Origin of the sequence: Chryseobacterium sp. ERMR1:04, from assembly GCF_001297705.1 — a bacterium.
Lineage (GTDB): Bacteria > Bacteroidota > Bacteroidia > Flavobacteriales > Weeksellaceae > Chryseobacterium.
This window is the reverse complement of record NZ_LIRF01000003.1, coordinates 1,451,053-1,477,652: the sequence shown is the minus strand read 5'-3', so window position 1 is coordinate 1,477,652 and position 26,600 is coordinate 1,451,053. Positions and strand designations below refer to the sequence as shown.

Annotated in this window: 24 protein-coding genes; 6 read left to right on the top strand and 18 right to left on the bottom strand. The window is 35.4% G+C overall.

Features of this window, described 5'->3' with window-relative positions; genetic code table 11:
- Window positions 1-294: 294 nt before the first annotated feature.
- The 3 genes from AMQ68_RS06700 to AMQ68_RS06690 all read right to left on the bottom strand — a co-directional run bounded on the left by AMQ68_RS06700 (window position 295) and on the right by AMQ68_RS06690 (window position 3,228).
- The gene (locus AMQ68_RS06700) at window positions 295-1,323 is read right to left on the bottom strand and encodes a bestrophin family protein (RefSeq protein WP_054509795.1); all 1,029 of its coding nucleotides are present in this window, start codon (window positions 1,321-1,323) and stop codon (window positions 295-297) included.
- Window positions 1,324-1,472: 149 nt separating this feature from the next.
- Window positions 1,473-2,177 carry a LytTR family DNA-binding domain-containing protein gene (locus tag AMQ68_RS06695; protein WP_054509794.1) on the bottom strand — a complete coding sequence of 235 codons (705 nt, stop codon included), beginning with the start codon at window positions 2,175-2,177 and terminating at the stop codon, window positions 1,473-1,475.
- Window positions 2,170-3,228, bottom strand: coding sequence for a sensor histidine kinase (locus AMQ68_RS06690; RefSeq protein WP_054509793.1), 1,059 nt, complete (start codon window positions 3,226-3,228; stop codon window positions 2,170-2,172). The genes AMQ68_RS06695 and AMQ68_RS06690 overlap by 8 nt, the downstream gene beginning before the upstream one ends.
- Before the next feature lie 185 nt (window positions 3,229-3,413).
- Between AMQ68_RS06690 and AMQ68_RS06685 the strand changes: the two genes are divergently transcribed.
- Window positions 3,414-4,538: an acyltransferase gene (locus AMQ68_RS06685; RefSeq protein ID WP_054509792.1), complete on the top strand. Its 1,125-nt coding sequence runs from the start codon at window positions 3,414-3,416 to the stop codon at window positions 4,536-4,538.
- Window positions 4,539-4,639: 101 nt separating this feature from the next.
- Here the strand turns inward: AMQ68_RS06685 and AMQ68_RS06680 are convergent, their stop codons facing one another.
- The 10 genes from AMQ68_RS06680 to AMQ68_RS06630 form a co-directional block, all read right to left on the bottom strand.
- Window positions 4,640-5,542, bottom strand: coding sequence for a hypothetical protein (locus AMQ68_RS06680; protein ID WP_123905628.1), 903 nt, complete (start codon window positions 5,540-5,542; stop codon window positions 4,640-4,642).
- A gap of 52 nt (window positions 5,543-5,594) precedes the next feature.
- Window positions 5,595-6,503, bottom strand: a complete 909-nt coding sequence (locus AMQ68_RS06675; protein ID WP_054509790.1) for a hypothetical protein — start codon at window positions 6,501-6,503, stop codon at window positions 5,595-5,597.
- 53 nt (window positions 6,504-6,556) lie between these two features.
- Entirely contained in the window at window positions 6,557-7,474 is a 918-nt protein-coding gene (locus tag AMQ68_RS06670) for a hypothetical protein (RefSeq protein WP_123905627.1), read from the bottom strand.
- 733 nt (window positions 7,475-8,207) lie between these two features.
- Window positions 8,208-8,876: an AraC family transcriptional regulator gene (locus tag AMQ68_RS24880; RefSeq protein WP_054509787.1), complete on the bottom strand. Its 669-nt coding sequence runs from the start codon at window positions 8,874-8,876 to the stop codon at window positions 8,208-8,210.
- 68 nt (window positions 8,877-8,944) lie between these two features.
- Window positions 8,945-9,811: a lipopolysaccharide assembly protein LapB gene (locus AMQ68_RS24875; protein WP_054509786.1), complete on the bottom strand. Its 867-nt coding sequence runs from the start codon at window positions 9,809-9,811 to the stop codon at window positions 8,945-8,947.
- Window positions 9,812-10,086: 275 nt separating this feature from the next.
- Entirely contained in the window at window positions 10,087-10,326 is a 240-nt protein-coding gene (locus AMQ68_RS06650; RefSeq protein WP_054509785.1) for a hexameric tyrosine-coordinated heme protein, read from the bottom strand.
- 37 nt (window positions 10,327-10,363) lie between these two features.
- Window positions 10,364-11,344, bottom strand: coding sequence for a catalase family peroxidase (locus AMQ68_RS06645; protein ID WP_054509784.1), 981 nt, complete (start codon window positions 11,342-11,344; stop codon window positions 10,364-10,366).
- 66 nt (window positions 11,345-11,410) lie between these two features.
- A complete protein-coding gene (locus AMQ68_RS06640) occupies window positions 11,411-12,034 on the bottom strand; it encodes a Crp/Fnr family transcriptional regulator (protein ID WP_054509783.1) in 624 nt (207 codons plus the stop codon).
- A gap of 180 nt (window positions 12,035-12,214) precedes the next feature.
- A complete protein-coding gene (locus tag AMQ68_RS06635) occupies window positions 12,215-14,320 on the bottom strand; it encodes a M13 family metallopeptidase (RefSeq protein ID WP_160317979.1) in 2,106 nt (701 codons plus the stop codon).
- A gap of 72 nt (window positions 14,321-14,392) precedes the next feature.
- Entirely contained in the window at window positions 14,393-15,211 is an 819-nt protein-coding gene (locus tag AMQ68_RS06630) for an AraC family transcriptional regulator (RefSeq protein WP_054509781.1), read from the bottom strand.
- A 317-nt stretch (window positions 15,212-15,528) separates the two neighbouring features.
- Between AMQ68_RS06630 and AMQ68_RS06625 the strand changes: the two genes are divergently transcribed.
- The 3 genes from AMQ68_RS06625 to glsA all read left to right on the top strand — a co-directional run bounded on the left by AMQ68_RS06625 (window position 15,529) and on the right by glsA (window position 19,713).
- Window positions 15,529-16,716, top strand: a complete 1,188-nt coding sequence (locus AMQ68_RS06625) for an FAD-dependent oxidoreductase (protein ID WP_054509780.1) — start codon at window positions 15,529-15,531, stop codon at window positions 16,714-16,716.
- Between the two features lie 14 nt (window positions 16,717-16,730).
- A complete protein-coding gene (locus tag AMQ68_RS06620) occupies window positions 16,731-18,494 on the top strand; it encodes an FAD-dependent oxidoreductase (protein ID WP_054509779.1) in 1,764 nt (587 codons plus the stop codon).
- A 205-nt stretch (window positions 18,495-18,699) separates the two neighbouring features.
- Window positions 18,700-19,713, top strand: coding sequence for a glutaminase A (gene glsA / locus AMQ68_RS06615; RefSeq protein WP_054509778.1), 1,014 nt, complete (start codon window positions 18,700-18,702; stop codon window positions 19,711-19,713).
- Between the two features lie 193 nt (window positions 19,714-19,906).
- On the opposite strand, the gene AMQ68_RS06610 is transcribed toward glsA, so the two are convergent.
- On the bottom strand, window positions 19,907-20,137 hold the full coding sequence (locus AMQ68_RS06610; RefSeq protein ID WP_054509777.1) for a heavy-metal-associated domain-containing protein: 231 nt from the start codon (window positions 20,135-20,137) through the stop codon (window positions 19,907-19,909).
- Between the two features lie 315 nt (window positions 20,138-20,452).
- Here AMQ68_RS06610 and AMQ68_RS06605 point away from each other — a divergent pair, with 315 nt between their 5' ends.
- Together AMQ68_RS06605 and AMQ68_RS06600 are read left to right on the top strand one after the other, a co-directional pair.
- On the top strand, window positions 20,453-21,268 hold the full coding sequence (locus AMQ68_RS06605) for an SDR family oxidoreductase (protein WP_054509776.1): 816 nt from the start codon (window positions 20,453-20,455) through the stop codon (window positions 21,266-21,268).
- Window positions 21,269-21,303: 35 nt separating this feature from the next.
- Window positions 21,304-22,209: an AraC family transcriptional regulator gene (locus AMQ68_RS06600; RefSeq protein WP_054509775.1), complete on the top strand. Its 906-nt coding sequence runs from the start codon at window positions 21,304-21,306 to the stop codon at window positions 22,207-22,209.
- An 82-nt stretch (window positions 22,210-22,291) separates the two neighbouring features.
- On the opposite strand, the gene AMQ68_RS06595 is transcribed toward AMQ68_RS06600, so the two are convergent.
- The 4 genes from AMQ68_RS06595 to AMQ68_RS06580 form a co-directional block, all read right to left on the bottom strand.
- Window positions 22,292-22,858, bottom strand: a complete 567-nt coding sequence (locus tag AMQ68_RS06595; RefSeq protein WP_054509774.1) for an AraC family transcriptional regulator — start codon at window positions 22,856-22,858, stop codon at window positions 22,292-22,294.
- A 298-nt stretch (window positions 22,859-23,156) separates the two neighbouring features.
- Entirely contained in the window at window positions 23,157-23,516 is a 360-nt protein-coding gene (locus AMQ68_RS06590; RefSeq protein WP_054509773.1) for a hypothetical protein, read from the bottom strand.
- A 303-nt stretch (window positions 23,517-23,819) separates the two neighbouring features.
- Entirely contained in the window at window positions 23,820-25,742 is a 1,923-nt protein-coding gene (locus AMQ68_RS06585) for a hypothetical protein (RefSeq protein ID WP_054509772.1), read from the bottom strand.
- 148 nt (window positions 25,743-25,890) lie between these two features.
- On the bottom strand, window positions 25,891-26,529 hold the full coding sequence (locus AMQ68_RS06580; protein WP_054509771.1) for a response regulator transcription factor: 639 nt from the start codon (window positions 26,527-26,529) through the stop codon (window positions 25,891-25,893).
- Between the last annotated feature and the right edge of the window lie 71 nt (window positions 26,530-26,600).

Below are 26,600 nucleotides of genomic sequence, written 5' to 3'. Positions count from 1 at the left end.
TTTACCAGAAAAACCATGCTAATTTAAAATAAATGTTAATTCTGCTTTTAAGATCGTAGAGATATATCAATTCTGAATTAAGAATTATGTTAAACGATTTGAATTAAGGATGTAAGAATGAGTGATTGTGGCTTGTGGCGAAGAGGGATTTTGTACATAAAGTTTTTTTTCATCTGTGTGTTATTTAAGAATTAAGGTAGCTAAGTTAGTTAAAATTATATAAATTTCATTCGTGTTGATTGTGAATGGACATTTGCTTATAATAGAGGTTAGTAGTACTGTTTTTATAAAGTTTTACATAAGGATATCATGTACAGGCTGTATTGGTTTAGGAAGGTCTGTTTCTCCGAGTATCTGTAGTAAATCAATTTCTATAGTGCGACAAATAGAAAGCATCGGGATATCTGTTCCCAGTCCTTCAAATGGATTTTCAGAATAATCACCAATTAATTCCATGACAACATAAATCCATCCTACGATTGTGCCAAATGGAATCATCAACCAGACACCGGCATCCCCCAATTTTGCAAACTCGGCCACGATACCTAAAGGCAAAAGAAAAATAAAGATGCAGTTAAAAATAAAGCTCAGGCTGGCGTACTGACGGGGTAAAGGAAATTTTTTGATACGCTCAGCTCTTCCCTGATGGTCGTAAAAATGATTTAAGATCTGCTGCAGATCAAGCTGTCTTCGCATATGAAGAATTTCTCTTTCTTCAAGTTTTGCTAAATCTTGAGCCTGCAGGTTGATAATTTGTGTGGCTTTATTGGCTGCAGACTGCCAATCTGCTTCAGTGGAAAAATAGCTTTCCTGTTGCTTTTCGTTTAAATAATCTTTAAATAAACCTATACCACTTAATTCCTGACGTTTTAGAGCCATTTTACCATGCACCCATTTTAGGCTTACATGTTCCCATTGTGTAGGGACCAATAGCTGCTCCCGTAAAATATAGAGCCAGGCGATATGGCGGTAGATCAATCGTTGTTTAATGTCTGCAAGCTCTTGACGGGTATACTGTGTATTGGAATTGTTGGTGACAAATGAATTAACCATTACTCCCCAGCTTCTGCTGCTGTTAACAATTGCTCCCCATATTTTACGAGCTTCCCAAACCCTATCATAAGATTGATTATTTTTGAAACCGATGTAGAAAGCTAGGGCAGTACCCACCAGTGATATCGGCAACCAGGGAATAGCGATCCAATGCCAACCTAGTACTTTGTACGCTACGGAAATGATGATCATATAAGTAATCAACCACCAGAAGTGGTGACCTGCAAACTGCCATATGTCTTTTATACTAAAGGATTTTTTTACAAGCATATACTGAAGTTATTTTAAGATTAGAGATCTCCTTATTTTGGAAAAAATAATACTTCAGCTCTAAGCAAAAACATCGCCAATCTTTCATTGAGTGGTGTAAGACTTGTAATCTTAATTGAAACTTAATATAAGCTTTGAAGATGAAACCCTTAACGATTAATAGAACGATTGGAAACTCCTTTTATAAAAGAATCAAATTCACTTTTGAAGCTTCTCCCTACAGAAATGTGATGAGAACCGAGCATTACTTCATTGTTATTGAAAGCGGTAATGTAATGAGAATTGATCATAAATGACCGATGGATTCTTATAAAACCTTTGGTAGATAACAGGGATTCCAGTTCTGTTATTTTGCTTTTTGAAATAAGAGATTCACTGTTGACTAAAACAATCTTAATGTCATTTCCCTGACTCTCAAAATATATAATTTCTGAGAGCAAAAGCTTACGGTGCATTCCTTCTGTTTTAATTATAATAAAATCATTCACCGAATTGATATTTGTATTCCTCAGTACACGTTCTATAGCTTTAAAAAAACGATTAAAAGTGATAGGTTTTAGAAGATAATCTACGGCCTCCAGTTCGAAACCTTCTATCGCAAAATCACGGTAGGCGGTGGTGAAAATAGTATTGGGTTTATGATGTAAAGACTTAAGAAAATCAATTCCGTTGAGATGAGGCATTTGAATATCCAGAAACATTAAATCTACATTTTTGGTCTGAAGCAGATGATAGGCTTCCATAGCATTGGCTGCTTTCCCTACTACTTTTAATGTTGTCTCAAACTTAGAAATGTGGTTTTCCAGCAATGTTACGGCTAATGGTTCGTCTTCTACGATAATACAATTAATCATATGCTGCAGGCGTATTTATTTCAACAATAAAAGTATTATTTTCCTGGGAAATAAGAAACGAAAAATTATCATGGTAATGATGACGGAGCTGTCGCTCTATATTTTGTATGCCTATCCCTTTATTGTCTTTATGACGTGGAGTTTCGCATGTGTTTTCAATTCTGAAAAAAGAGAATTCTCTGTTGGTTTTTACCTCAATTTTTATTTGCACTTCATAGGCTGTTTTTCCGGCACCATGTTTAAAGGCATTCTCAACCAATGTAAGATATAACAGAGGAGGAATTGTATTCGAAAAATTGAGTTCTATATTTCTACTAACTTTCAGTCTTTCATTGTAGCGTAGGCTTTCAAGGGCAATATAATCATCAATAATAGTAAGTTCATCAGATATCGGAACCCATCTTTTTTGCCCTTTGTATAAAATGTAGTCCAGAATATCAGATAAACGGCTTATTGATTCTGAGGTTTTTTCAGAATTGCTTAAGGATAAAGAATAGATATTATTCAGTGTATTAAAAAGAAAATGAGGATTGAGTTGAGATTTCAGAGATTGTAATTCTAGTTCTGTTTTTTCTTTAAGCAACCTCATCGTTTGTTGTTTTTCATCTTTATACCGTACAAAAAACATGATGGATATGAAAATAAATGTACTGCTGATAATGGGAAAAGTATAATGAGCCAAAAGATAATTGATATCTGTAAAGATGCTGGTAAAACTGTCTTGAGGTAAATTAATAAAAAAAGGTTCTGCCGCGTACACAATAAAAATCCTGTTGATCACAGAAATAATATAAAGACTGAATAGAAGGCAGACTGAAAATCTGATGTATTTTTTTTGATCAAAAAATCTTCTGAACAGAATATAATAGATAAAGTTGGCGCTGAAAATCTGAAAAATCCAATGGCAGAAATTATAAATAACAACGTCCATAAATTCCGAAGGTTCATAGTCACCATAATCTCTTACGATAGCAAATAGAAATAAGGCAGGCCAAAAAACCAGCTGGAAAAAAATATTTTGCTTGATATTATTGTCTAATTCAATTTTCATAACCTTCAAAATTATGAATTCCTAAAATAGGAGAGGGGATATTCATTCAAACGGATTAAATGGGTGACGAACAACATGGTTTGAAGTGTATAAAGCCCAATGTATCGTTCACACTCAAAAGGATGTTGTCAACATATAATACTGAAATTAACAGACACAATACATCATATTTGCCATTAAAAAAAATGCGTGAAGACACATCTAGAGACAGGTTGTATGGGCTTGATCATCTAAGAACTTTAGCCATACTATTGGTTTTGTTATATCATTATCGTGCCTTCAAACATCCGGAGTGGATTGATACCATCGGGCAGTTTGGTTGGACGGGAGTTGATCTGTTTTTTGTATTAAGTGGTTTTTTGATCTCAAGCCAACTGTTTAAAGAACTGAATAAAAGCGGAGACTTTAATTTGAGAATATTCTTTACTAAACGTATTTTCAGGATTATGCCACCGTATTTTTTTACGGTCTTATTGTATTTTTGTTTTCCCTTTTTTAGAGAAAGAGAAGCGCTTTCTTCTTTATGGAAATTTCTCACTTTTACGCAGAATTATGGGCTTGATGTTATCAATCGGGGAACATTTTCTCATGCATGGTCTTTATGTATTGAAGAGCAGTTTTATCTGGTTCTTCCTTTACTGTTATTGCTTGCCGTAAAAACAAAAATGTTCAATTATTTGCCTTTTTTCATGGTGCTGCTCATCTTGTTTTCAATAATAATGAGATGTATTGCATGGCAAGGTGATATTGAATCGAGCATAGGAACCGATGATTTCTGGAGGCTGTGGTATATGAAAATATATTATCCGACCCATACACGGTTGGATGGTTTGGCGGTGGGAGTTTTTATAGGCTACTTATTACAGTATTCATCAAAGTTTAATAGAACAGTTCATAACAACGGGAATATACTTTTTATCATAGGAGTAATATTGTTAAGTCTTTCATTTTGGATCTGCAGAGAGCAGACTTCAAGAGAAGCATCTGTTTTTGGTTTTACGTTTGTGGCAATAAGCTACGGATTTATTGTAATGTCTGCCATTTCAAAGACCTCATTTCTCAGCAGAACGAAATTATATATAACCACGCAGCTGGCAGGTTTATCTTATGCGATCTATCTTTCCCATAAAGGAATTATTCATATAATTCAGAGTGGTTTAAGTCATTTCAAGATAGAGCCCTCCGGAGATCTGAGTCTTTTTCTCTGTCTGCTCGGATGTATTGGCGGTGGACTTTTTTATCGGTTTATCATCGAAAATCCTTCTGCAACATTGAAATTTAGAATTCTGAACAGGAAAAATAATTCGTAATAATTTTACAATCCCCAGAGAAATTTCTATTGGGGATTGTTGTTGTATTTTTATGCTTTAAGCAAGATTTTAGATTACAATAGAGAACTAATTCCCAAAGCTTATTCTCCAAGATATATGAATGTATTCACTACCAAATAGGCAGATCGGTTGTTTAGCATATTGCCACTTCCTCCTAAATCAATTGCTTCTGCTGTTGCTGAAACGGTATGAGTATGGGCTCCAGAAGCAGCGGTGCCCCCCGTACCTGTACTTCCCCATGCACCACCACCAGCGGTATATTGAGGTGCAAATGGCTGTCCGGAACTGGTTGTTAAAAGGCTGTTCCCAACATTAGGAGCATGATCATGCGCTCCTGCAGAATTGGTAATTCCGCTGACAATATTTCCGTTCATCGTAAAAGATGGAAGGTTGTCTTGGGCGATGGTAAGACTATTACTGCCTCCTGTAGTTCCGAAAGTTTCTGTTTCCGATTTAGATTTCAATACCCGGTCTGTTGCATTAGGTATATTTGCTGTAATGCCTAGGGTTATGGAAGCTGTTTGTGCATTGGCTGCTAAAGTAGAAATAGATCTTCCGTCCATAAGATACCATCCGTTATGATCGGTAGCTCTCACGGAGGATTTTATAGTACCAATAGTGTATTGATTAACAGTGGTGTTTCGTGAACTTAATTTTTGCCAGATGGTACCATCAAAATAGTAATAACCTGTAGCGTCTATTTTAATTCGTTGGCCTAAACTATTTCCTCCTGAAGTATTTGTAATATAAATTAATACTCCTTTTTGATCTCCACTGTAGATTGCTGTATTTGTGGTAAGTTCCTCTCTTGTAAGGCGGGGTGGCTGTATACCATTGAATTGATTAGGATCTGTAATGCTACCCGAAGTTTCTCTTTTAGCATGCACATCCAATGTCGTTTTAGGATTTTGTGTATTGATTCCTATTTGGCAGAATGCTGTGCCGCTTATCATAAAGGCTGCTAATAATAAATATTTATTCATTTTTGTGATTTTCGATTTTTGTACTGTTAACATTTACCACTTATTTTCAATTTTAATCGTTTCCTAAATAGATGAAAGTATTCACGATTACATAAGGTTGTTTATTATCCAGAGCAGTACCGCTTCCTCCAGTAGCCACTGTGAAATTTCCAGAAATAGTATGAGAATGATTTCCAGCGGTTGTTAAAGCTCCGAATCCTATTCCCTGAAAAGCATTCGGGGTACCGTTTCCAGTATAATAAGACTGTCCGTTACTTCCAAGTAGCGAACCTCCTAACCAGAAATTCCGTCCATTTGAAGCGGTGTGAGTATGGCTTCCTGAAGATGAAGTAGCTGTACCCGATACACTTGCAGGTAGGCTCACAGCAGGTAAGTTTCCACGGGCTATAACTAGTGAGCCACCTCCTGTAGCTGTTATGGTTTCTACTCCAGATTTAGTTTTCAGCATTCGGTCTGTAGCATCGGGAAGATTAACAGTATATCCCAAGGCAATAGCTTGAATACGTGCGTTGGCAGATAAAGTCGCCACAGATCTGCCATTTAGAAGGTACCAGTCATCGTGATCTCCAGGCTGTAGGGAGTTTTTAATATCCCCTGTAATGTAAGCTGTTTCGTTGGTAGAAAGGTTATTAAATTTCTGCCATATATTGCCATCAAAATAATAATAACCAACAGCGTTGACTTTTATAAGCTGGCCTACAGTATTGCCTGCAGAAACATCTGTTATAAAAACTAAAGCGCCTGTTTGTTCTGCTGTATAGTTTGTATTTAATCCGAGTTCGGCTCGGGAAAGATGAGGTGGTTTCAAACCTATATGTTGGGTGTTGTCTAGAATGGTTCCGGACGTATTTCTTGAAACACTTACATCCAAAGTGCTTTTAGGAGAGGCTGTATTTATGCCTATCTGACTGAATACAAATGGGCTTACCACAAAGCCTGCTAATAATAAATATTTTTTCATTGTTAATTTAAGATTGGATACTATGCGTTATAATTCTTAACTTACTATTCCTTTTACTGCCCCAAATAAATAAAAGTGTTGACGGCTAAATAGGGTTGTACATTATTTAAGACATTTCCGCTTCCTCCTGTAGGTACTGCAACTGTACCAGTAACCGAATGGGTATGTGCACCGCTGGTGTTGGTTCTGGCAATAGAGCCTATTCCTCCAAACATGACATTGTTAAAAGGAGCATAATGACCAGTTCCGTTATTGTTGTTGGAGGTTCCTCCAAACAGAATATATCCTGATTGTGCACTGTGGCTATGGTTACCAGCAACATTTGTACTACCCGAAACGGTGCCGTCTATGTTAAATGAAGGTAAATTGGTCCGTGCGATGGTAAGGGTAGAATTTCCTCCTGTATTGCCTAAAATCTCTGTTCCTGTTTTGGTTTTCAATACGCGGTTGGTAGCATCGGGAAGATTAGCGATAAGGCCTAAGGAACTTGCTGCTGTACGAGCATTTACAGGCAGAGAAGAAATAGCTCTTCCGTCTAATAAGTACCATCCTTCATAATCAGTATTTACTACTGAATGGGTGATATCTCCAACGCTGAAAGACTTTATTATAGCCTGCGGTTGCTGGCTAAACTTTTGCCAAACATCATTATTGGAATCAAAATAATAATAGCCTATACTTTCTATATGAATTCTTTGGCCTAAAGAATTACCTCCAGAGATATCAGTAATAAAAAGCAATGCTCCTTTTTGATCGTTACCATATACTGCTGTATTGGCTGTTAATTCTTCCCGTGTAAGGCTGGGAACCTGTAGCCCGATTAATTGGGAATTATCAGTAATAACTCCTCCGTTTTCTCTAACAGCACTTATATCTAAGGTCGTTTTTGGATACGCTGTATTGATGCCTACCTGACTGAGTGCAAAGCTGGAAAACACAAGGGTTGTAATTGTTAATAATTGTTTTTTCATTGGTTGTATAAAATGCTTATTACTGTTTTTATTTTTGATATTTATCATTCATAGCTTTTCAATAATTTTTTTGAGATTCATCATTGTGGGTCTTTGCCTGCCTTTTATGAGGGGGAATGAAGGCAGGCGAGTCTCAATGTTTAATAAATTTTCTGTTGAGGTTAATGTGCTTTTAGATTTGTAATGATATCACTACATGCCTGTATACATTAGTTTTGTTTTTAATTTTATGATGGAGGTTGGTTGGAAGTTCTTTTTTACATTTTGTTCCTTTACAAATACCATAAGACTATACCAAAGTTGGAATGGCAATATTAGCTATGTTTTGCCAACTGCTGCAAGTATAAGTACAGCCGGATTACGTAAAATAGGGGATGTTGTAATTGTTTTAAGTAGCTTATTTTTAATGCTTTAATGGTATTGCTGTGTAATGTGATATATTAGCAGTATTTCCTTCAATACTTTTAGTTTTTGCTTGGGATTTTGGTATTAAACCAGTTTTGAATAATGGATTTTGAATATAATTTTATAAAAAAAATGTGAGTAGAATTAATGAGAAACTAAATGAAATACAATCTGTTTTTACAATCAACTTACTATTTTTAAAAGTCATTTTTTACCCAAATATATTAAGTGGGTAGGATAAAAAAAAGACCTGCTTATGGTACATAATACAGGTTGCTATCACGGAAAAGGAAGAGTAAAGTCTCTTTGTATTTTTAGATTATAAAGATTACAGATCTACTTTATCTTCTTTCGGTATACTATTCAGAAAAACGGAAGGTGAGACCGATGTTACCTTTTTGAAAGCTAAGGCAAACTTACTCTGCGTAGAAAAGCCTGTTTCCTCGGCTAAAGCAGATATTTTTAATTTTTTGTATTTACTGTCTTCCTGTATTTTTTTTAAGATATAGGCAATACGCAAATCGTTAATATAATTGGTCACATCTTTTTGTTTATGCGTGTTGATCACATAAGAAAGATATTTGGCATTGGTATCACAGTAAGAAGTTAAAAAAGATAAAGACGTATTTTTTCGGTTAAAAAGGGTTGATTTTTCAAATTTTTCCAGTCTGTTCAGTATTTTCTGCTTTGTCTCAAGAGACATGATCATTTTATCTGGTTCAGATTTCAATTCTTTCTGCTTATTTTCCGTGATGTCGGAAGAAACTACTTTTGTGTTCTGTAATACAATTTGCTTGTTAGAAATTTCTTTGTTTTTTAAATCTAAAAGCAGTTGCGTTTTTTTGTTATTTTTCTGTTTTCTTTTCCTGATCAAAACATTCACAGAACCAATCGTTATGATTAATAATGAAGACAAAATAATTTTATCTTTAGTATCACCTTTATTTTCTGTTTGAGTTTGTTTCTTATTGAGTTTTGCAACTGTATCATTTACCAATACTGAGGATTTTCGGTTTATTAAGTCAACAAGAGAATCCTGCTTTACATCTGCTTGCTCTAGTTTTTTTAAGTCTTTAGTAAGCGTGTAGTATTTTTTGATGTCTTGTATATTTCTTTTTTTAAATACAGGTAATCAGACTGCTCTGCAATTTTTTCGGCGCGGATCATATATTCCTTCGCTTTGGTTACATTTTTAGTTTCGATATATATTTCGGCCATACCATTCAACACAAAACCTTTCAGGAAATTATCGGGCATAGTATCCAGAGTTTGTAATGCTTTTTGATACGCAAGCATAGCTTTGGCAAATTTTTTAGTATGAAAATAGGCTAGGCCAAGTAGCTGATTATTATTTGCTGTTAAAAAATCTTTATTCTGTACTTCACCCTGAAAATATTCTTGAGATTTATTAACGCAGTTGATAGATTGTGCGTAATTCTTTTTTTCAAGTTCATAGTAAGCCTTTTCTTGCCAAATAAGGCCTATAATGCTGCTTATACTTTTAGGATCTTCTATTTTATCTGCGATATGTAGTGCTTTATCTGTATACTCTTTAGAGAACTCATACAGTTGAATATTTCTATACTGGGTGGCTAGAAAACCGTATATTATTGATTTGTAAATGTTTTTATCAGATTTTTCGATGGCTTGCTCTGCCTGAGTTGCATAATAGATGGCCTGTTTAATGTCTCCGGTTTGTTGCAGTAATGTGGCTGATAACATAAGGCTTTTTGCCTTTAGATGAGGTGTTTCAGAGATTGTAAATAAAGAATCTGCAATCTTTAATGCTTTTTTATGGTCTTTCTGTGATGTCTCAAGATAAGTTTTTGTGTAGATTTTATTATAATCATTCAGGTTTTGTGCGGGAATGAGTATAAAAGGCTGAAATAAAAAAAATACTTTAAATATTAGTTTACATAGTTTAATTTTCACTTAATAGTTTTTATTGATGAATTTTTTGTGTAAATGTAATGTTTATGGATATAAAAAGCCAATTTAAGGATATTAATTCTCTATTAAATGAATTGCTATTTGGGGATTGTTAATCTAAAGACGTTAATTAAAGAATAATTAAAAAAATATATCAATTTCTCATCTATATAAGATCATACAGCCCTAAGATAAGTTGACAGGAAATGAACGAATCAAAGGATTTTGTATACAAATAAAAAAACCGCTCAGAAAGCGGTTGGTACTTAGGAAGACCCTTATCTCCAATAATTATTAGCAGCGGCAATGGTGGCAAACTCCGTGGCTACAGTTTGGCCGATAGCGATGAGCATAGATGCGTCTTCTGCATACACAGGCCTTAGTTTTTCTCTTACCTCAGCATCAGGCTGGGTTACTTTAATGATAAGCCTTGCCATTTTTACGGCTAGTTGTCGGCCTTCTTCCGGTGTGTTGGTGATGAGTGTGTTTTTTGGGATGAGTTCAATGTGTTCAGACATATTATTTTTTATTAAAGTTAAAAATTCTATTTTATTTTTAACGACGTTCTTTTACCGATATGGGATACGCTTTCGAACGATCTTCAAGCATAGGATCTGCGGTTTCAATTCCATTTGTGAGATGATTGGGAATGAAAGATAATTTTTGATCTTCTTCCCATGAGTTTGCGGTTAGTTTTTTAATTGAAAGGGTTCCCAGCAGAATTCTTTTTCGGGTATCCGGCCATGCAATGGATGGATTGTCTATAATATCACCTTTTTCAGCAACTTGGGCATAGAGTTTAAAGGTTATGCTTTTAGTTTTTAAATGTGATTTAATTTCATTATTTAAATAATTGGGACTCGCTTGAGAAAGTTCTTCTTTGGTTAAAAATTGCTCGCCTTCTTCAGGAATAAACTGATATCTTATAAAAGTTGATTCTCCTTTCTCATTGGTAAATTTAAATGAATTAACTCCATAATACGGAAGAGTAGCAAAGCTGGTAGATGCCGGTTTTTGGCTCGTCAGGAATGTTTTAGCAATAGGGTGAGTGTCTAAAAAAGAATCTAATGGTGTGGGTGTTGTAATAGCGGATCCGTTGGTGGCAAGTGCTGATAATAACTCTCTGAATTCATCGGTTGTTGCTACGGGAAAGCCATTGTAACTGTGGGCTACAATATCAGTTTCTGTACCATCCGATAAATGAAATTTAATCGCTAATCCTCTGGGGTTTGAATGGCCATCGGTATCAGAAATAGTCGGAATGCCTGTAAAATCTGAAAAACGAACGGTAATAGGCGTTTTCCCTCCTTTAAATTGTAGAGCTTTAGTGATTTTCTTAGCATCAGTGCTGGCAGTGAAACTTCCTTCCGTAATGATTCCTTTAGCATGCACAGCTCTTGCGTTAGGATGTTTTCCAAAAACGCCATGCAGAGCATCCACCATTTGTTGGGGAGTATAAGTCGTAGTTTGCGCTTTTGCGGTTGCGGTGAAAAGAAGGGTAGAGAATAATAATGAGAATTGTGTGCTTGTTTTCATTGTAATGCCTTTTAGGTAAGGCAAAAATAATCTGTACAAAATTTTAAATAAGTAACAAATGTTACCTTAAACTATTTTTATTTTTCTCCCGTCTTGAAAGATTTTATTTTCATGTTCCAGCTTTTTCATCACCCTTGAAATCACTTCTCTCGAAGTACCCAGATCATCAGCAATATTTTTATGGGTAATAGATAGCTCTTTTGAGTGGCTGTTTTCACTCTTTGTTTTTAGATAAGACCAAAGCCTGTCTTCAAGTTTGTAGCAGATAATTTGTTTGGTTGTTTGCAGAAGATCATTGTAATGTTTTTGAAATTCGGCCATAATAAGATGGTTAAATGAAGGGAATTTTAGGACCCATTCTTTTGCCTTCTCAATTGGAATTAATAAAATCTGAGTTTCTTCCTCCGGAACTGCAGAAAAATCTATCGGATCCTGACTGAATAAATGCGCAAAACTAAAGATGCAGGATTGTTTGGGGAGAATATAATACAATAAAAACTGTAGGCCGTCTTCTGTGCTGTATACTTTTACGCTTCCTTCTAAAACAATGGGCAGATACCGAACATACTGACCTTGCTTGATAACAAAATCATCTATGGAATAGTTTTTTATAATCCCAAATTTATCAATTTCGGCGATAAGATCTCTTCCAAAGTCTGGGAGACAGTTTTCCAGCATTTTTATATCCATTCTCTACAATCTAAAAAGGTTTTTTACGTGTTCCTGAATTTCTTACGTAAAGGTAATAAAATAAAAAACCGACACAGAAATTTACATTTCAAATGTCGGCCGTAATGTTACGATTAATTACAAAAATTAGTTTTTTTTATTCTTTTAATTAAGATTTTAAATAGAAATCTATGATGAAAGTTACCAAAGGCGCACTCTTTTTTCAGGGGATAAATACAACTTATCTTCCGGCTTTATTTGGAACGCTTTATACCAGGTATCCATATTTCTAACCACACCATTTACACGGTATTTTGCTGGCGCATGATAGTTTTGTGATACCGTTATACGATATGCTTCAGGAGTATAAAGGGTACGATTGGTCTGTGCAAAAGATAGAAAGTAGCGTTGGTCACCTGTATAGCCATTCAAAATCAAAGGCTTATCTGCATGATCAGCACAGTAAAGCTGATAGGCTTCATAGGCAATAATAGCGCCTGTTAGATCACCAATATTCTCACCCAATGTTTGTTTTCCGTTTACATGAATTCCATCTAACGGTGAGAATGCATCATATTGTTCAATAAGCTGTTGGGTTCGTGTTTCAAATTGTTTTCGGGTTTTATCAGTCCACCAATCGCGAACGATACCTTGTCCGTCAAACTTTGATCCCTCGTCGTCAAAACAATGCCCTAATTCATGGCCTATAATAGCCCCAATCGCTCCAAAATTTACTGCTGGATCTGCAGAAGGATCAAAAAATGGAGGTTGCAAAATGCCTGCAGGAAATTCGATAGAATTGTAAAGCTTACTGCTGGTTGCGTCAACCGTTTGGGGAACCTGATACCAATCATTACTGGTAAAAACCTTTTGAAGCAGAGAACGATCATAATCCCAGTTGGCTTTTGCTATAATATGTTCGTTATCAATAGGATTTTTAGCATCGAAATGAATGGATGAATAATCACGCCAATTTTTAGGATACCCTATTCTTACCGTCACCTCATCCAATTTAGTTTTCGCTTCTTTTCTACTGCTTTCATCAAGCCAATCAAGCTTTTCTAATCTGATGGCAAATGCCTTGCGAATGTATTTCACTAAATCTTCGGTGCTCTTGAGGGTTTCAGCAGGAAAATATTGTTCTATATATAACTTTCCAACTATTTGACCCACCCGATTATTAACATATAAAATTGATTTTTGTTCCCTTTGAGTATCCTTTGAGATTCCATTTAATGTTGTATAGTAAAAATCAAACTGACTTTTACGAAACTTTTCAGGAAGAAGAGTAGCATGATTAACGATCCAATGAAACGCTAAATAGGAGGTCCAAATTTCTACAGAGGTATTCGCAAAGAGGGCGGCTTTTGCTTTTATGGCAGAGTCTGCCTGCAATATCACTTCATTTACATGATCTACCTGTCTGCTTGCCAAAAAGGTTTTCCAAGGGAAGCCCGGAGCATAAGTGTTCAGTTCTGAAACAGGCATCAGGTGGGAATTGATCTTGCTGTCTCGCATTTGTGCCGGTGTCCATTGCACGGCTGCTAATTTGGTTTCAATTTCAAGGATGTCATCAGCTCGCTTTTCTGCATTATTAATGCCCGCAAGTTTAAATGTATTGATAATATATTCTTTATAGGCTTTGCGATATCCAGTATATGGAGCATCTTGTTTTTGATACCAATCTGGGCCAGGTAATCCAATACCGCTATCGTTAAGGGCAACAAGAAATCGACTTCTGTTATTAAGATCCGGCCCTGTACGAATGCCTATGATGGTGAAAGATTTGGGGTTTGCCATCCATTTTGCAACGCCTTCGTAGCTGGTTAGGGCGAGGATGCTTTTTAAATCCTTTTCAATAGGAGTAAGACCTAGTTTTTCAATGTTATCTGTATCAAGGTAGCCCAAATAAAGGGCGCCTATCTGTTGGAGTGATTTATTATTGGTGCTTGTTGCCTTAGCCCCATCATGAATCATATTTGCGATTCTTTCACTGATCTTATTTCCCGCTACACTGTAATTACTAAGTCCCGAAGAACCTGCCGGAATAGTCTTTGAATTAAGCCAACCTTCATTCACATATCTGTAAAAATCATTACCGGGTAATATTGATTGGCTGATAAACTGAGTTTCAATACCCCAATTTCCAAAGGTCGCTTTCCCTTTATTGGGTGCGCTAGACTGTGCATTGATGGAGAATGGAGTAATAGATACAAAAACAATCATCATCAATTTGTATATCAATCCTATTTTTGATGTTGGATTTTGTTGGGGCTGATGAGGTATTGACAATCTTGAAAGTTTCATTTTTATATTCTTTATCAATGCCGAAGCTACTTTTATATTTTGAATGATCATTGTAAAAATACGAACAGCTCATTATTTTTTTAGGGTAAGCAGGTAATCTTCTTTACGGAAATTTCTAGGCGTTGTTTTAAGGACTGATGAAAAAGTATTGTTAAAATGAGACTGATCATAATAATCGTTTGATATAGCCAGTTCTGTCATTGTTATAGCATTTGTATTTGGATACACAATGTCATCTATTGCTTCCCTTAATTTTATAATACGGATAAATACTTTTGGACTTATGCCGATGTGATTTTTAAATATTTTTTGCAGATGACGTGCTGAACAGTGTAAAGAGGATGCTATGGATGAAACCTTTATATTTCCTTTACTGGCCATGACTATTTGTGTACTTTCAAGAATTAGATTGGTGTTTATATTACTCCTGAATAAAGGACGAAAAGCGTTTATCATATAGCTGCATATCTTTTCATTGCCTAATCCTATCATTTTAATTAAATCTAATGGAGTAGCGATTCCGGTTTCATGAATAGGACAAATTGTATCAGTAAAATCTTGAGCATTTGAAATTCCAAAATGTACAAGCGTCCACGGAAAAAGCTGAATCATCACGGCTTTTGTTCCGGAGGAAATATCAAGATAAATCGGTTCAGTGATCTGGCCGCAGAAATATACCCCTTCAGGTAGATGTTTTACTTGATTTTGATGTCTTATGCTAAGTCCGTTTCCCTGAATAACAGCTATGGTAAAGCAGCCGTTTGGCGGTACCCCTTTATTAAATAGGGCAGGGCAGTTCTCAGGATTGTTTAAAATCCAAAGCTTCTTAATGAAATGGGCAGTATTTCCCTTTACATAATACTCCTGATAGATGGGCACAATTTCTGACAACTTGTTTTATTGTAAAATTACCCAAAAATAAGATGGGTTATAATTAAATATTGATTAAAGGTTAATGCGTAAGCAAGAATGGTCTTCAGCAAAGCGTTTTATCCTCATAAGTGTTTATACTTAAAGCAGCAATTGGTAATTTATACTATAAAACTTCTAACTCCTTCTTTGTTACTTTGAGATAGATAGTAAAAACAAAATATATTGACAATAAGGTGTTTGAGTAAGCTCGTATAAGAAGATCTCAATATAATCCTTCAAATATGAGGCTCTTTACTTATTACTAAACAACCATAAAAGCTAAAAACTGAAAATACATGAAAACAGAAAACTATGATGTAATTGTCATTGGTGGCGGTGCAATAGGCTTGGCTACTGCGTACCATCTGGGGAAACGTAAAGCAAATACTTTAGTGCTGGAGCAATTTACTTTTGTGAATCAATTAGGGAGTTCTGCAGGAGTATCTCGACAGTTCCGGATTCCATATCCGGATGATTATATGGTACAGATGGCGTTGGATGCGCAGCCGTATTGGGATGAACTGCAAAAAGAAACCGATACCCCTTTACTTGATAAAGTAGGGACCCTTTGGTTTGGAGATCCCAATGTACATTCCACTGAAGGAAATATTGCTGAAGCCGAAGCTGCACTAAAAGCTTTAAATGTTCCCTATACGAACCTTACTGCAAGAGAAATTGAAGATCAATATCATTTTAGAAACTTACCGGCAAATTATATCGGATTGTTTCAGCCCGATGGTGCAAGCATTAATTTTAAAGCGACCATTGAAACTCTTTTAGGCTTGTGTAAGAAAGAAGAAACGGTTGAGTTAAAAGAGGATTCACCTGTGTTGGAGATCAAACAAAATGGCAAACTCTTTGAAATCACCACGCCTAACGGAATTTATATTGCTAAAAAACTGGCAATCATTCCCGGGCCCTACATTAACAGTGTAATCAACTTACTGGATTTTAAAATTGATGCTACGTATTGGAATATGTCTTCCGCTTATTTTAAGAAAACAGATCCTACGATACAATATCCTACATGGTTTGTGTTCCAGGATCCAATACTTGAAAATGGGAATCAGTTTTACGGGTTTCCGTCCGTAGATTGGGATCATCCTGAATACATTCGTGTGGCCCCCGACTTCGTTATTAATCCTCTGGAAGAACCAAGTGACAGAACATTAATTCCTAATCCACAAGAGCTGGCTTATACTTCTGAATGGGTGAAAAATCACATGACCGGACTCAATACAGAACCGGAATATACCTCAACATGTCTTATTGCCTTGAGTACCATAGAAAATAAAGAACTGTTGATTGATTTTGCTCCAAAATATGTCCCGAATCATAAAAATATCGTGCTCTATGCTACAGGATGGGCTGCAAAATTCACCCCTTTCTTAGGAAAAATCATGTCTGATCTTGCATTAGACGGTCATACAGATTTTGATATTTCACACTTCCAATTAGGACGTAAATTCTTTAAATCAATGTAAAAAAAACTCTCATTATGAATAAAAAGACACCTTTAAATTCCGGAATGCATTCCGATTTAAAAATAGAAGTTGCTATTATTGGCGCAGGAACTTCAGGATTATACACCGCTTATCGTTTGATAGCTGATCAAAAATTTAGAGCCGACCAAGTACAGATCTTCGACATGAACAATAAGCTAGGCGGAAGACTGGAATCAGTTGTTATGCCGGGAATGAATTTCTGGGGTGAATTAGGCGGAATGCGTTACCTCACCTCTCAGGAAATTGTAACTACATTAATTGAAGGTTATCCTCTAACCGAGCCAGATCTGAATAAACGTACGCCTGTTCTGAAAGATAAAATGACGCCAATTCCATTTCCGATGGGCGATCCTGCCGAACTGTTAATGTACCTTCGAAAAGAACGTTTCAAACAAGATGCTTGGAATGTAGCTCAGGATGAAGGTAAAAAACTGGCGACTCGCTATTATCTGAATGATGATGACGACGGTTTCAGTTCAGATCAGCTCTTCAATAAAGTTATTTATGAAGTTTTAATGGCAGATCCTTGGGTAGCCGAACAATATAAAGATAAAATCATTAAAGGAAAAAAGGTCTACGATTATTCTTTTAAATTAACCAGCGAAGATTGGGACCACATCAAGCCTAGATTGGTTTATAATTTCCCGAACTCTCCTTATGATCAACGTAAAGTTAATGACTTAGGATTTTGGAATTTAATTAAAGATCAGATCTCGCAGGAAGGCTATGAGTTTGTAGCGAATGCCGGCGGATATTATTCGAATACAATCAATTGGAACTCAGCTGAGGCTTTCCCTTATATGGTGGGAGATTTCTCTGCGGAAACCATTTACAAAACGATTGAGGAAGGCTATGACAGTATTGCATATGCAGTCGCCAATTCTTATATGGATCATGACGGAGCTTGCATTTGGTCTGAAAATAAACTGCTTACTTTCACCAAAGAACATCATTTAGCCCATAGTCATAAATACCAATTGACCTTCCTTAATCTGAAAACCAATACCACATGGAATGTCTATGCGAATACGCTGGTTCTCGCGATGCCTAGAAAATCATTGGAGCTGCTGGATCAGAATAATTTCTTTTTCAATATCAACGAAAATTCGGTTCTCAATACCAATATCCGTTCGGTGATTATGGAACCTGCCTTTAAAATCTTAATGGGCTTTCAATATCCATGGTGGAAAGATTTAAAAATTGATTCCGGGCATTCTATCACCGATTTACCCATGAGACAGTGTTATTATTTTGGAACAGATCCTGAAACCAACAACTCAATGCTATTGGGAAGCTACGGAGATATGGAAACCGAAACTTTCTGGAAAGCATTGTCTGATGATCAATTACTTTTTGAAGTAAAAGCGGCTAAATCTGCATCATTGAAAGAGCTGCATCAACTGGATGATGTTCAGGCGACTCAATTGATGGTGGACGAATTAATGAATCAATTGAGAGAATTACATGGCCAAGATATAACAATACCAGATCCTTATGTAACCTATTTTAGAGATTGGACCGATGAACCATTCGGCGCAGGATATCACGCTTGGAAAGCCGGATACTCAGTGAAAAATGTGATGCCTTATATGAGAAAACCTGTAGCTGATGAATCAATCCATATTATCGGAGAAGCCTATTCAGATCAACAAGGCTGGGTGGAAGGCGCTTTCTGCGAAGCAGAGAAAATGCTTCAGGAACATTTCGGAATGAATCGTCCTATCTGGTTGCGTACTGATTATTATTTAGGATGGTAGGTATGTGTATAGGTAAACAATAAAAATTGACTATAAAAACCAATGAATCCGTTTCAATCTTTAAGTATTGGGACGGATTTTATATGTGAAAAATAAATAAATCTCTGATACCTATGGTTTTAAGAGGATTTGTTCATAAAAGATGAAATATGTTATCTTTGTTTTTTAAGCTTTATCATAACATTTTATTCAAAAAACACTCTTTATGAAAAAAAACAGCTTTTTATTTTCTGCAAAAGGAATTTGTATTGCAGCTTTTCTATCCTTAAATACGTTGATGTATGCTCAGAAAACAGTAGATGTAACCCCAATTTCTGAAAAAACCTTAAGCGGTATTCTTGAAAAAAACAGAAACTATTATACTCAGGGCAAAGTGGCAGATTATATTCCTGAACTCGGCAAAATGGATGCTAAAGCCATTGCTTTTTCAGTGGTTGATAAAAATGGTAAAGTATTTAATACAGGTGATGTACACAAGAAATTTACCATGCAAAGTATCTCTAAAATTATCTCATTGATGATTGCTGTAAATGAAAAAGGAGAGGCCAATATTTTTGATAAAATGGGATATTTCGGATCTGATAAACCGTTTAATCATTTTTCAAACCTTGAAACAACGGGAAAGCCGCTTAATCCGATGATGAATGCAGGCGCAATTCTTACGACTTCTTTAATTTCCGGAGATGGTGAAAAACCATTTATTAAAATTTTGGATATGGTGAGATTTATTACAAAAAACCAGACTATTGATTATAATAAATCTGTTTATGAATCTGAAAAATCGACAGGACATCGTAACCGTGGAATGTTCTACCTGATGAAAAATAACGGATTGATCTCTGGAAACGAAGATCAGTTGGATAATTATTTTAAACAATGTTCTATTGAACTTACTGCTGAGGATTTAGCTAAAATAGGCTATTTCTTTGCGAATCAATGTGTTCGTTACGACGGAGATTCTACCTACAAGAATGTAGAAATTGCAAGATTGGTAGAGTCACAAATGTTGACTGCCGGGATGTACGAATTCAGTGGAGAATATTCCAGAATGGTAGGATTACCAAGCAAGTCTGGTGTTGGCGGAGGAATTACAGTAAGTGTTCCCGGAAAAATGGGAATCGGTGTTTTCAGTCCATCTTTGGATCAACATGGGAATTCTTTAGCCGGCTACCACATGATTTTAGATTTGGTGAAGCAATATAATCTGAGTGTATTTTAAAAATCACTTTGATATACAGTAAAATAATTTTTTTTGCGGTAATTATTTTTCAAATACGATAATATTTAACCTTAAAAGAGCATGGAGAATTTTCTCCATGCTCTTTCTCTTTATATAAAAGGTTACCACGCAATGATTTTAAGTGGAATTGAGGGCGACCTTACAAAATTAGTCATGATATATATACCTGTTTTTATGACAGATTAATAGGTTCTATTGTAAAGCCTGCCTTTTTAACGATTGCTATAACATCCTGTTCACTGATACCATCTGCTGATACGGTAAGTACTTTATCCCTGTTATCTATATCTACTTCCCAATGGCAAATACCTTCCGCATCATTTAAAAAAGGAGTTACTTTTATTAGGCAACCTCCGCAGTTGATATTGGTCTTGAACTGAAAATTTTGATTATTGTTTTCCATTTTGTTTTAATTTTAATTGTTTCTGATAGAGCAAAGGTGAGTAAAATAAGACCGCTTCTTTTTGCGCTATTTTCGATTTTATTTGTAAGATTTACTGATTCTCTATTGAATAATAGCTTATTAAACCATTTCAATTAGGCAGACCTAATTATTATATACCTTTATAACTGTTCATACGATGAGGTTCTTTTTATATGACTCTATTTTGCTTATATAAATAATTCCAACCGTAAAAAGGGTAAGTGATACCAAGAATCGGGTAAGTAAGCTATAGTTATAACCTTGCATCTTTGTATCAGATAAAAGAATATAAAAATGAACAAAACAATAATTATTACAGGAGCCTCATCAGGCTTTGGTAGAGAAGCAGCAAAAATATTTCAGGAACAAGGTTGGAATGTAGTTGCAACCATGCGTTCTCCTGAGAATGAGAAGGAATTAGGGACTTTAAAAAATGTATGGGTTACACGTCTGGATGTACAGGATTCTGAGTCTATTCAAAAGGCGGTACAAGAGGCAGTTCAACATTTTGGGAGCATTGATGTATTGTTAAATAATGCAGGCTATGGGCTGATGGGAGTTTTTGAATCTGCTACATCAGAACAAATTCAAAAGCAATATGCCGTGAATGTTTTTGGAATGATGGATGTTACCCGTGCTGTTTTACCTCAGATGCGCCAGCAAGGGAGTGGAATTATCATTAATTTATCTTCCTTTGGAGGTCAGGTTGGTTTGCCTTTCGGGAGTTTGTATAATAGCAGCAAATTTGCAGTAGAAGGCTTTTCAGAATCACTTTCACATGAGCTTTCTCCCTTAGGTATTGTTGTTAAAATTATCGAACCAGGTGGAGTAGATACCAATTTTAGAGGCGGCTTGGAAATGATTAAAAATGAGGTTTCTGAATACAATTCACTAATGGGTAATTTCTTTGGGCGTTATGCACAAGCAACAGCGCATTTGCCTAAAGCAACTCCAGAAGATGTTGGGCAAGCAATATATGAGGCTGCAACAGATGAGAAAACACAGTTACGCTATGTGATTGGAGAGGATGCCCAGTTTTATATCGATACAAAATTTGAAAACAGCGATTCAGATTTTATAAAAATAATGCGTGATCGTTTTGTAAATTAGTAATTCGCCAATTGGGCTTTTAATTTAATTAAGTTATGATTCAGCAGAAGTTTATTGATGTTCAGACGATTAGTGAAGTACATGAATTGTGGGGCTGTGGTAAGCCTCGCCATCCTTTGGTTACCGTTATTGATCTTACTAAATACCATTTTCTAGGCAATCGGGATGGATTTTCTTACCGCCTGAACTTTTATACTGTTTTCTGCAAAAAATTTAGTGGTGTGTTGCGCTATGGCCGGTCGTATTACGATTTTAGTGAAGGTTCACTTATGTTTACGGCGCCAGGGCAGGCCACTACACCAATTTCAGCTCCGCCATTTGAAGAAGGTTGGGCATTATTTTTTCATCCGGATCTTATTCATCATTCTTTGCTCAGTCAAAAGATGGGGCAATATACTTTCTTTAATTACGAATCAAACGAGGCTTTGCATGTCTCTGAAGAAGAAAAACTGGCTTTGCTTGACTGTATAAGAAAAATTGAAAAGGAATATAGTCAAAATGTGGATAAGCATACACAGGTTTTAATTCAGAATAACATCGAAATGTTGCTCAACTATTGCAGCCGCTTTTATGACCGTCAATTTTACACTCGTGAAAAGGTGAGTACAGATGTAGTACAGGCTTTCGAAAAATTACTGAAAGATCGTTTTGCGCAGGATACCTTTATAAATAGCGGGCTTCCAAAAGTTAAAATTTTTGCAGAACAGTTGCATCTATCACCGAATTACCTTTCGGATTTGTTGCAGAAATTTACAGGAAAAACAACGCAGGAACATATCCATTTGCAATTATTAGATAAGGCGAAGGCTTTATTATTGAGTACTGATAGGTCTGTTAGTGAGATCGCTTATATACTTGGTTTTGAAAATCCATCACATTTTACAAGACTATTTAAACAGAAAACAGGCTATTCTCCAAGCCATTATCGGGATCTTAATTAAATTAATCTTGAGTAATGCAACCAAAGGTTAAAAAGGTAATAAGGACATTGGTGAATCTTATTATGAATTTGATTTGTACGATTTACTTGCACTCATCCAACGGTTTTCTCTTTTCTTCCCGTATTTTTTTGAAGTGGCTTGGTGTTAATCCTGTTACTTTTTTAAACTGATTGCTTAAGTAGGCAACACTTGAATAGTTCATACGGAAAGCAATTTCGCTTAACGAAAGCTCATCATACACGAGAAGTTCCTTGATCTTTTCAATCTTTTGAGCGATAAAATATTTTTCTATCGTTGTGCCTTCCACTTCAGAAAAGAGATTAGACAGGTAATTATAATCATGGTTGATCTGTTCAGTCAATACGTTAGACAGATTCTTTTTAATATCATTATCCTGATGATGGACCAGGTCAATGATAATGTTTTTTATCTTTTCGATAATTCTACTCTTTTTATCATCAATCACTTCAAATCCTAAAGGAACCAATACAGCCTCAATAGATTTTTTTTCATCAGAGCTCAATGCATTTGCAAGAGTGACTTCGCCTAATTTAATATGAGTGAGGCTCAAACCGAGTTTTTCGAGTTCATTTTGAACCACCATTATACAACGGTTGCAAACCATATTTTTAATGAATAACAGACTCATATTGGATTGTAATTTTAATCGACAAATGTATCATTTAAATGGGGAAGAGCGTTTAGATATAGAATGTGTTTATAATTGTATCGCTGAAAAATAGGCCAATATATATTTATCTCAAAAAATAGCACATACGATTTGAGCAATCTGCTACCCTAATCAATTAAGGATAGCGGATTGCTCAGTATTTTTTTTAAAACCAAATGGTGGAATATCCACATGGAAGAATTTGGTAGAATGGGGAAGTTACTCTTCTAATAACTTGAATGATAGGACAGACTAGAAACTTTTTTCTTAAAAAAGACTATTTAAGTTCATAATTAGTAATGACTAAGCCCAAAATAAAATGAACATAATCCTGATCAGCATCTTTTCTACTAATTAGCTTATTCTTATAGTCATAAGACTGTAAGACTTTTATTAATTTCTGATAGGTTTCGAAATCATCACCTAAAATCTTTATCCTTACATTACCATCTCTTCTGTTAATAATTTCATTATCTATCGTTCTAACCTTAAACAAGACTTCACATAGTATTGGATTGAAATTCATCTTTCCAGTATATCTTTCAACTATATTAACCTTGAACGAATCAAATACAATTGTGTTAAAAACAATTTTAGAGTTTGGCTCCTGCCCGTTGAGCTCAAGTGTATAGTTCATGAATGCAATTTTTTACAAATTTATGAAGAAGCTAAAGTAATTCAAAATAAAATGTTCAACTTAATTTGTTAAAAAAATTGTATGGGTTCCAAATCTTGTTAGATTTTACTCAAATGTTTTACAATATTTAATTCAATATAAGTTATATGTTGGTGATTTGTTGTTTAAAACAAGTATTATGTGATGAATGATCAAAAAAAATATCTTTTAACATGATGTAGAAAATCTTCACAATGTTAAAAGATAAAGTTTAAATAACTTCTATTAATAATCTCTATTTTAATAGAAATACCAAACCAGCCCTTATTTTATAAACAAAATAATCTGTCCAACTGAATCTTGTTGATGATTCTCAATTGTTTTTTGACGGGCATTTTTAATCATATTGGGAATATTTTTGCCCTCATTTGTTAAAGTTTTTGAGAAATAGCCCATCCAATTCGTATTGCTTAGCCCATTTTCTAATTGATTAACGAGTATGATACTTTTATTACCGTTAGAAGCTAAAATTGAGATGTATTGATGATGATCAATGGTATTTACTTCCACTGTTTTTGCCGTGTAATCTTTAGGTAATATTCTTTTTATCAAATCTGAAACAGAGGGAGAGCTTGTACTGCTATTTTCATCTACCAAAGGCATTAGTGTTGTAAACAGATTATGATGCCATCCTGATGGGGTAGACCATCCCGTAACGGAACGACAGGTTGTGTTGGTAGAAAAAGTTCCACAATCCTGACATTTAAAACCTCCTTGAGGAATTTCTACAAGTGCACAAGGTTGATAATTACCACCATTACAGCTGCCCACACATCGAATGTCTACATTAATAACATGATTCATAGGTCCGCTTTCATCAATCGGAAGTGTTTCTCGGATAAATTCATTAGTATCTTTATGAATGATAGAGAGATATTTTTGTTGAATGGCATCGGTTTTTATTTCAGCCTGATAGGTTTTCATATCATTAATTGTTTTCATTAACCGTTCAATACCAGAATCGGCATTAACGAAAATATCAGGGTTTTTAATATCAAACATTCCGGATATGGTACCGTTCCATTTGATAGGGGTCATGGTTTTATCAATACCATCTGTACTTAGATCTCCCTCTACACCATTGATTGGCCAGGTTTTATTATTACACGGAAGATCGGTGTACAAGGCATTATACAAATTACCTTTGTAATCATAATATTTAAGGACCTTTTTCCCATCCTTGCAAAATACACGTAAATGCGCTCTTTGAGGTATGGTTCCTGTATTTGGACTTAGCGGAGTGCCATCATTTTCAGGATTTTTAACATAGAGAGGATGGTCTCTTCTCACAATTCCTTTATCACCCATACGAATGACCTTGCCTTTTAATCTTCTGTCTGTGCTTGGTGGGTTTTCTCCACCCCCTAATTCTATGACAATACCGCCGCTTATGCCGAAAGCTCTATATCTTGTACTGTTTTCTGACGTGGTATACGTTGGGAAATTCATCTGTCCCAAACTATAAGTTCCATCTTGGTGCATATTTCCTTCAGGATGATAAAGGGTAGAAAGAGTTTTAACTTTTGGTCCCAGGGTGTAGCTTCCTTCCATCCAGACTCCAATTCTGCCAAACATATAGATCAATCTTAATTTGGGGATCATTCCGAGGCCGTTGGTTTTGGTTTCCTCTTGTTTCAGTAAATCCCAATGGTAGGTAGTTCCATTCACTTCTGACGTTTGTGTCGCTGTAAAACTTTTATGATTTAGAGTAAGATAAGCTAAATTAATACTTGGATTTATTCCAAAACCGCTATCTCCTGTTTTTATCATAGCAGAAGGTCCTGCTTCAAACTTGAATCCTTGTGCTTTTGGGCTTCCTGTTCCTTTTACGGTTATAACTGGTGGACTGCTTTGTCCGGTTACCTGATAAGGATTGGGTAATGTTCCAAAAGTAGTACTATTGTCAAAGCTATATTCGAAACCTGTGTTTACTCCAATGCTTGATTTATTTTTGCTGATGATTGGAATATAAGTATCCAACTTAATAGCCGTAAAATTCTTAAAATGCGTTTCATTTTTTAAAGCAGTTTCCGGATTGTAAACACCTGCTCCAATGAATAACAACGGACGATGAGGCCACACAATAACGGTAGTGCCATTGCCATTGTTGTCTTGGGTTTGTGCCTGAGTATTTTGCCCAATTGCGATAAGGGAAAATAATGCTGTGATGATTCGAAATTTTTTCATGGTGAATATTTTTAGTCATTAGTTTTTAAAAAAATTAATTACCTCAAAATTGTGAAGAATCAGAACACAAAAAAATCCCTAATTATAGGGACGTAAAAATGTTGTATATGAAAGTAAATGGACAGGAAAGTGACTGTAGTGGATTATTTTAATCATTGCTATTTCTATAAGGCGGGTTGTTTTTATAAAACCATGAAATAGCCTCGCCAAGAGAGGAAATATGAAGTTTTTCGTAAATATGTTTGATATGAGAATTGATCGTTGAGTAGCTTACTCCCAGTTTATCAGCAATCATTTTATAACTGAAACCCTCGGCCAAAAACTTTAAAACTTCCTTTTCTTTTGGAGTAAGAATTTCAGCTTCTTTAGTCGGCATAAAATACTCTAGAACTCTTTTCGCAATGGCAGGATTCATAGATGCGCCGCCTTCATGTACTTCTTCTATAGCCTGTAAAATACGGTTGGGATTGTCGCTTTTTAGGATGTAGCCGCTTGCGCCGTTCGAAATGCTTGTGAAAATTTTCTCACTGTCATCGTACGCTGTTTGGATCAAAACTTTTATTTGAGGAAAGTGGGTTTTTATTAATTTCAACCCTTCAATTCCATCTACAACGGGCATATTAATATCCATCAAAACAACATCAGGATTATATTTTTCCATTTCAGCTAATACATTTTCACAGTTTTCAGCATTGCCAATGTATTCTAAATTGTCACTCAGACTAATCAGTGCTTTAAGGCTGGCCAAACGTTCCAGGCTGTCGTCGTATGCAAAAATGCGGATCATTGTTTATTGTTTCAGGTTATAATGTATGTTATCATTTACTTTTTCCCCATTACAAAAGTAGAGGGAAAGGG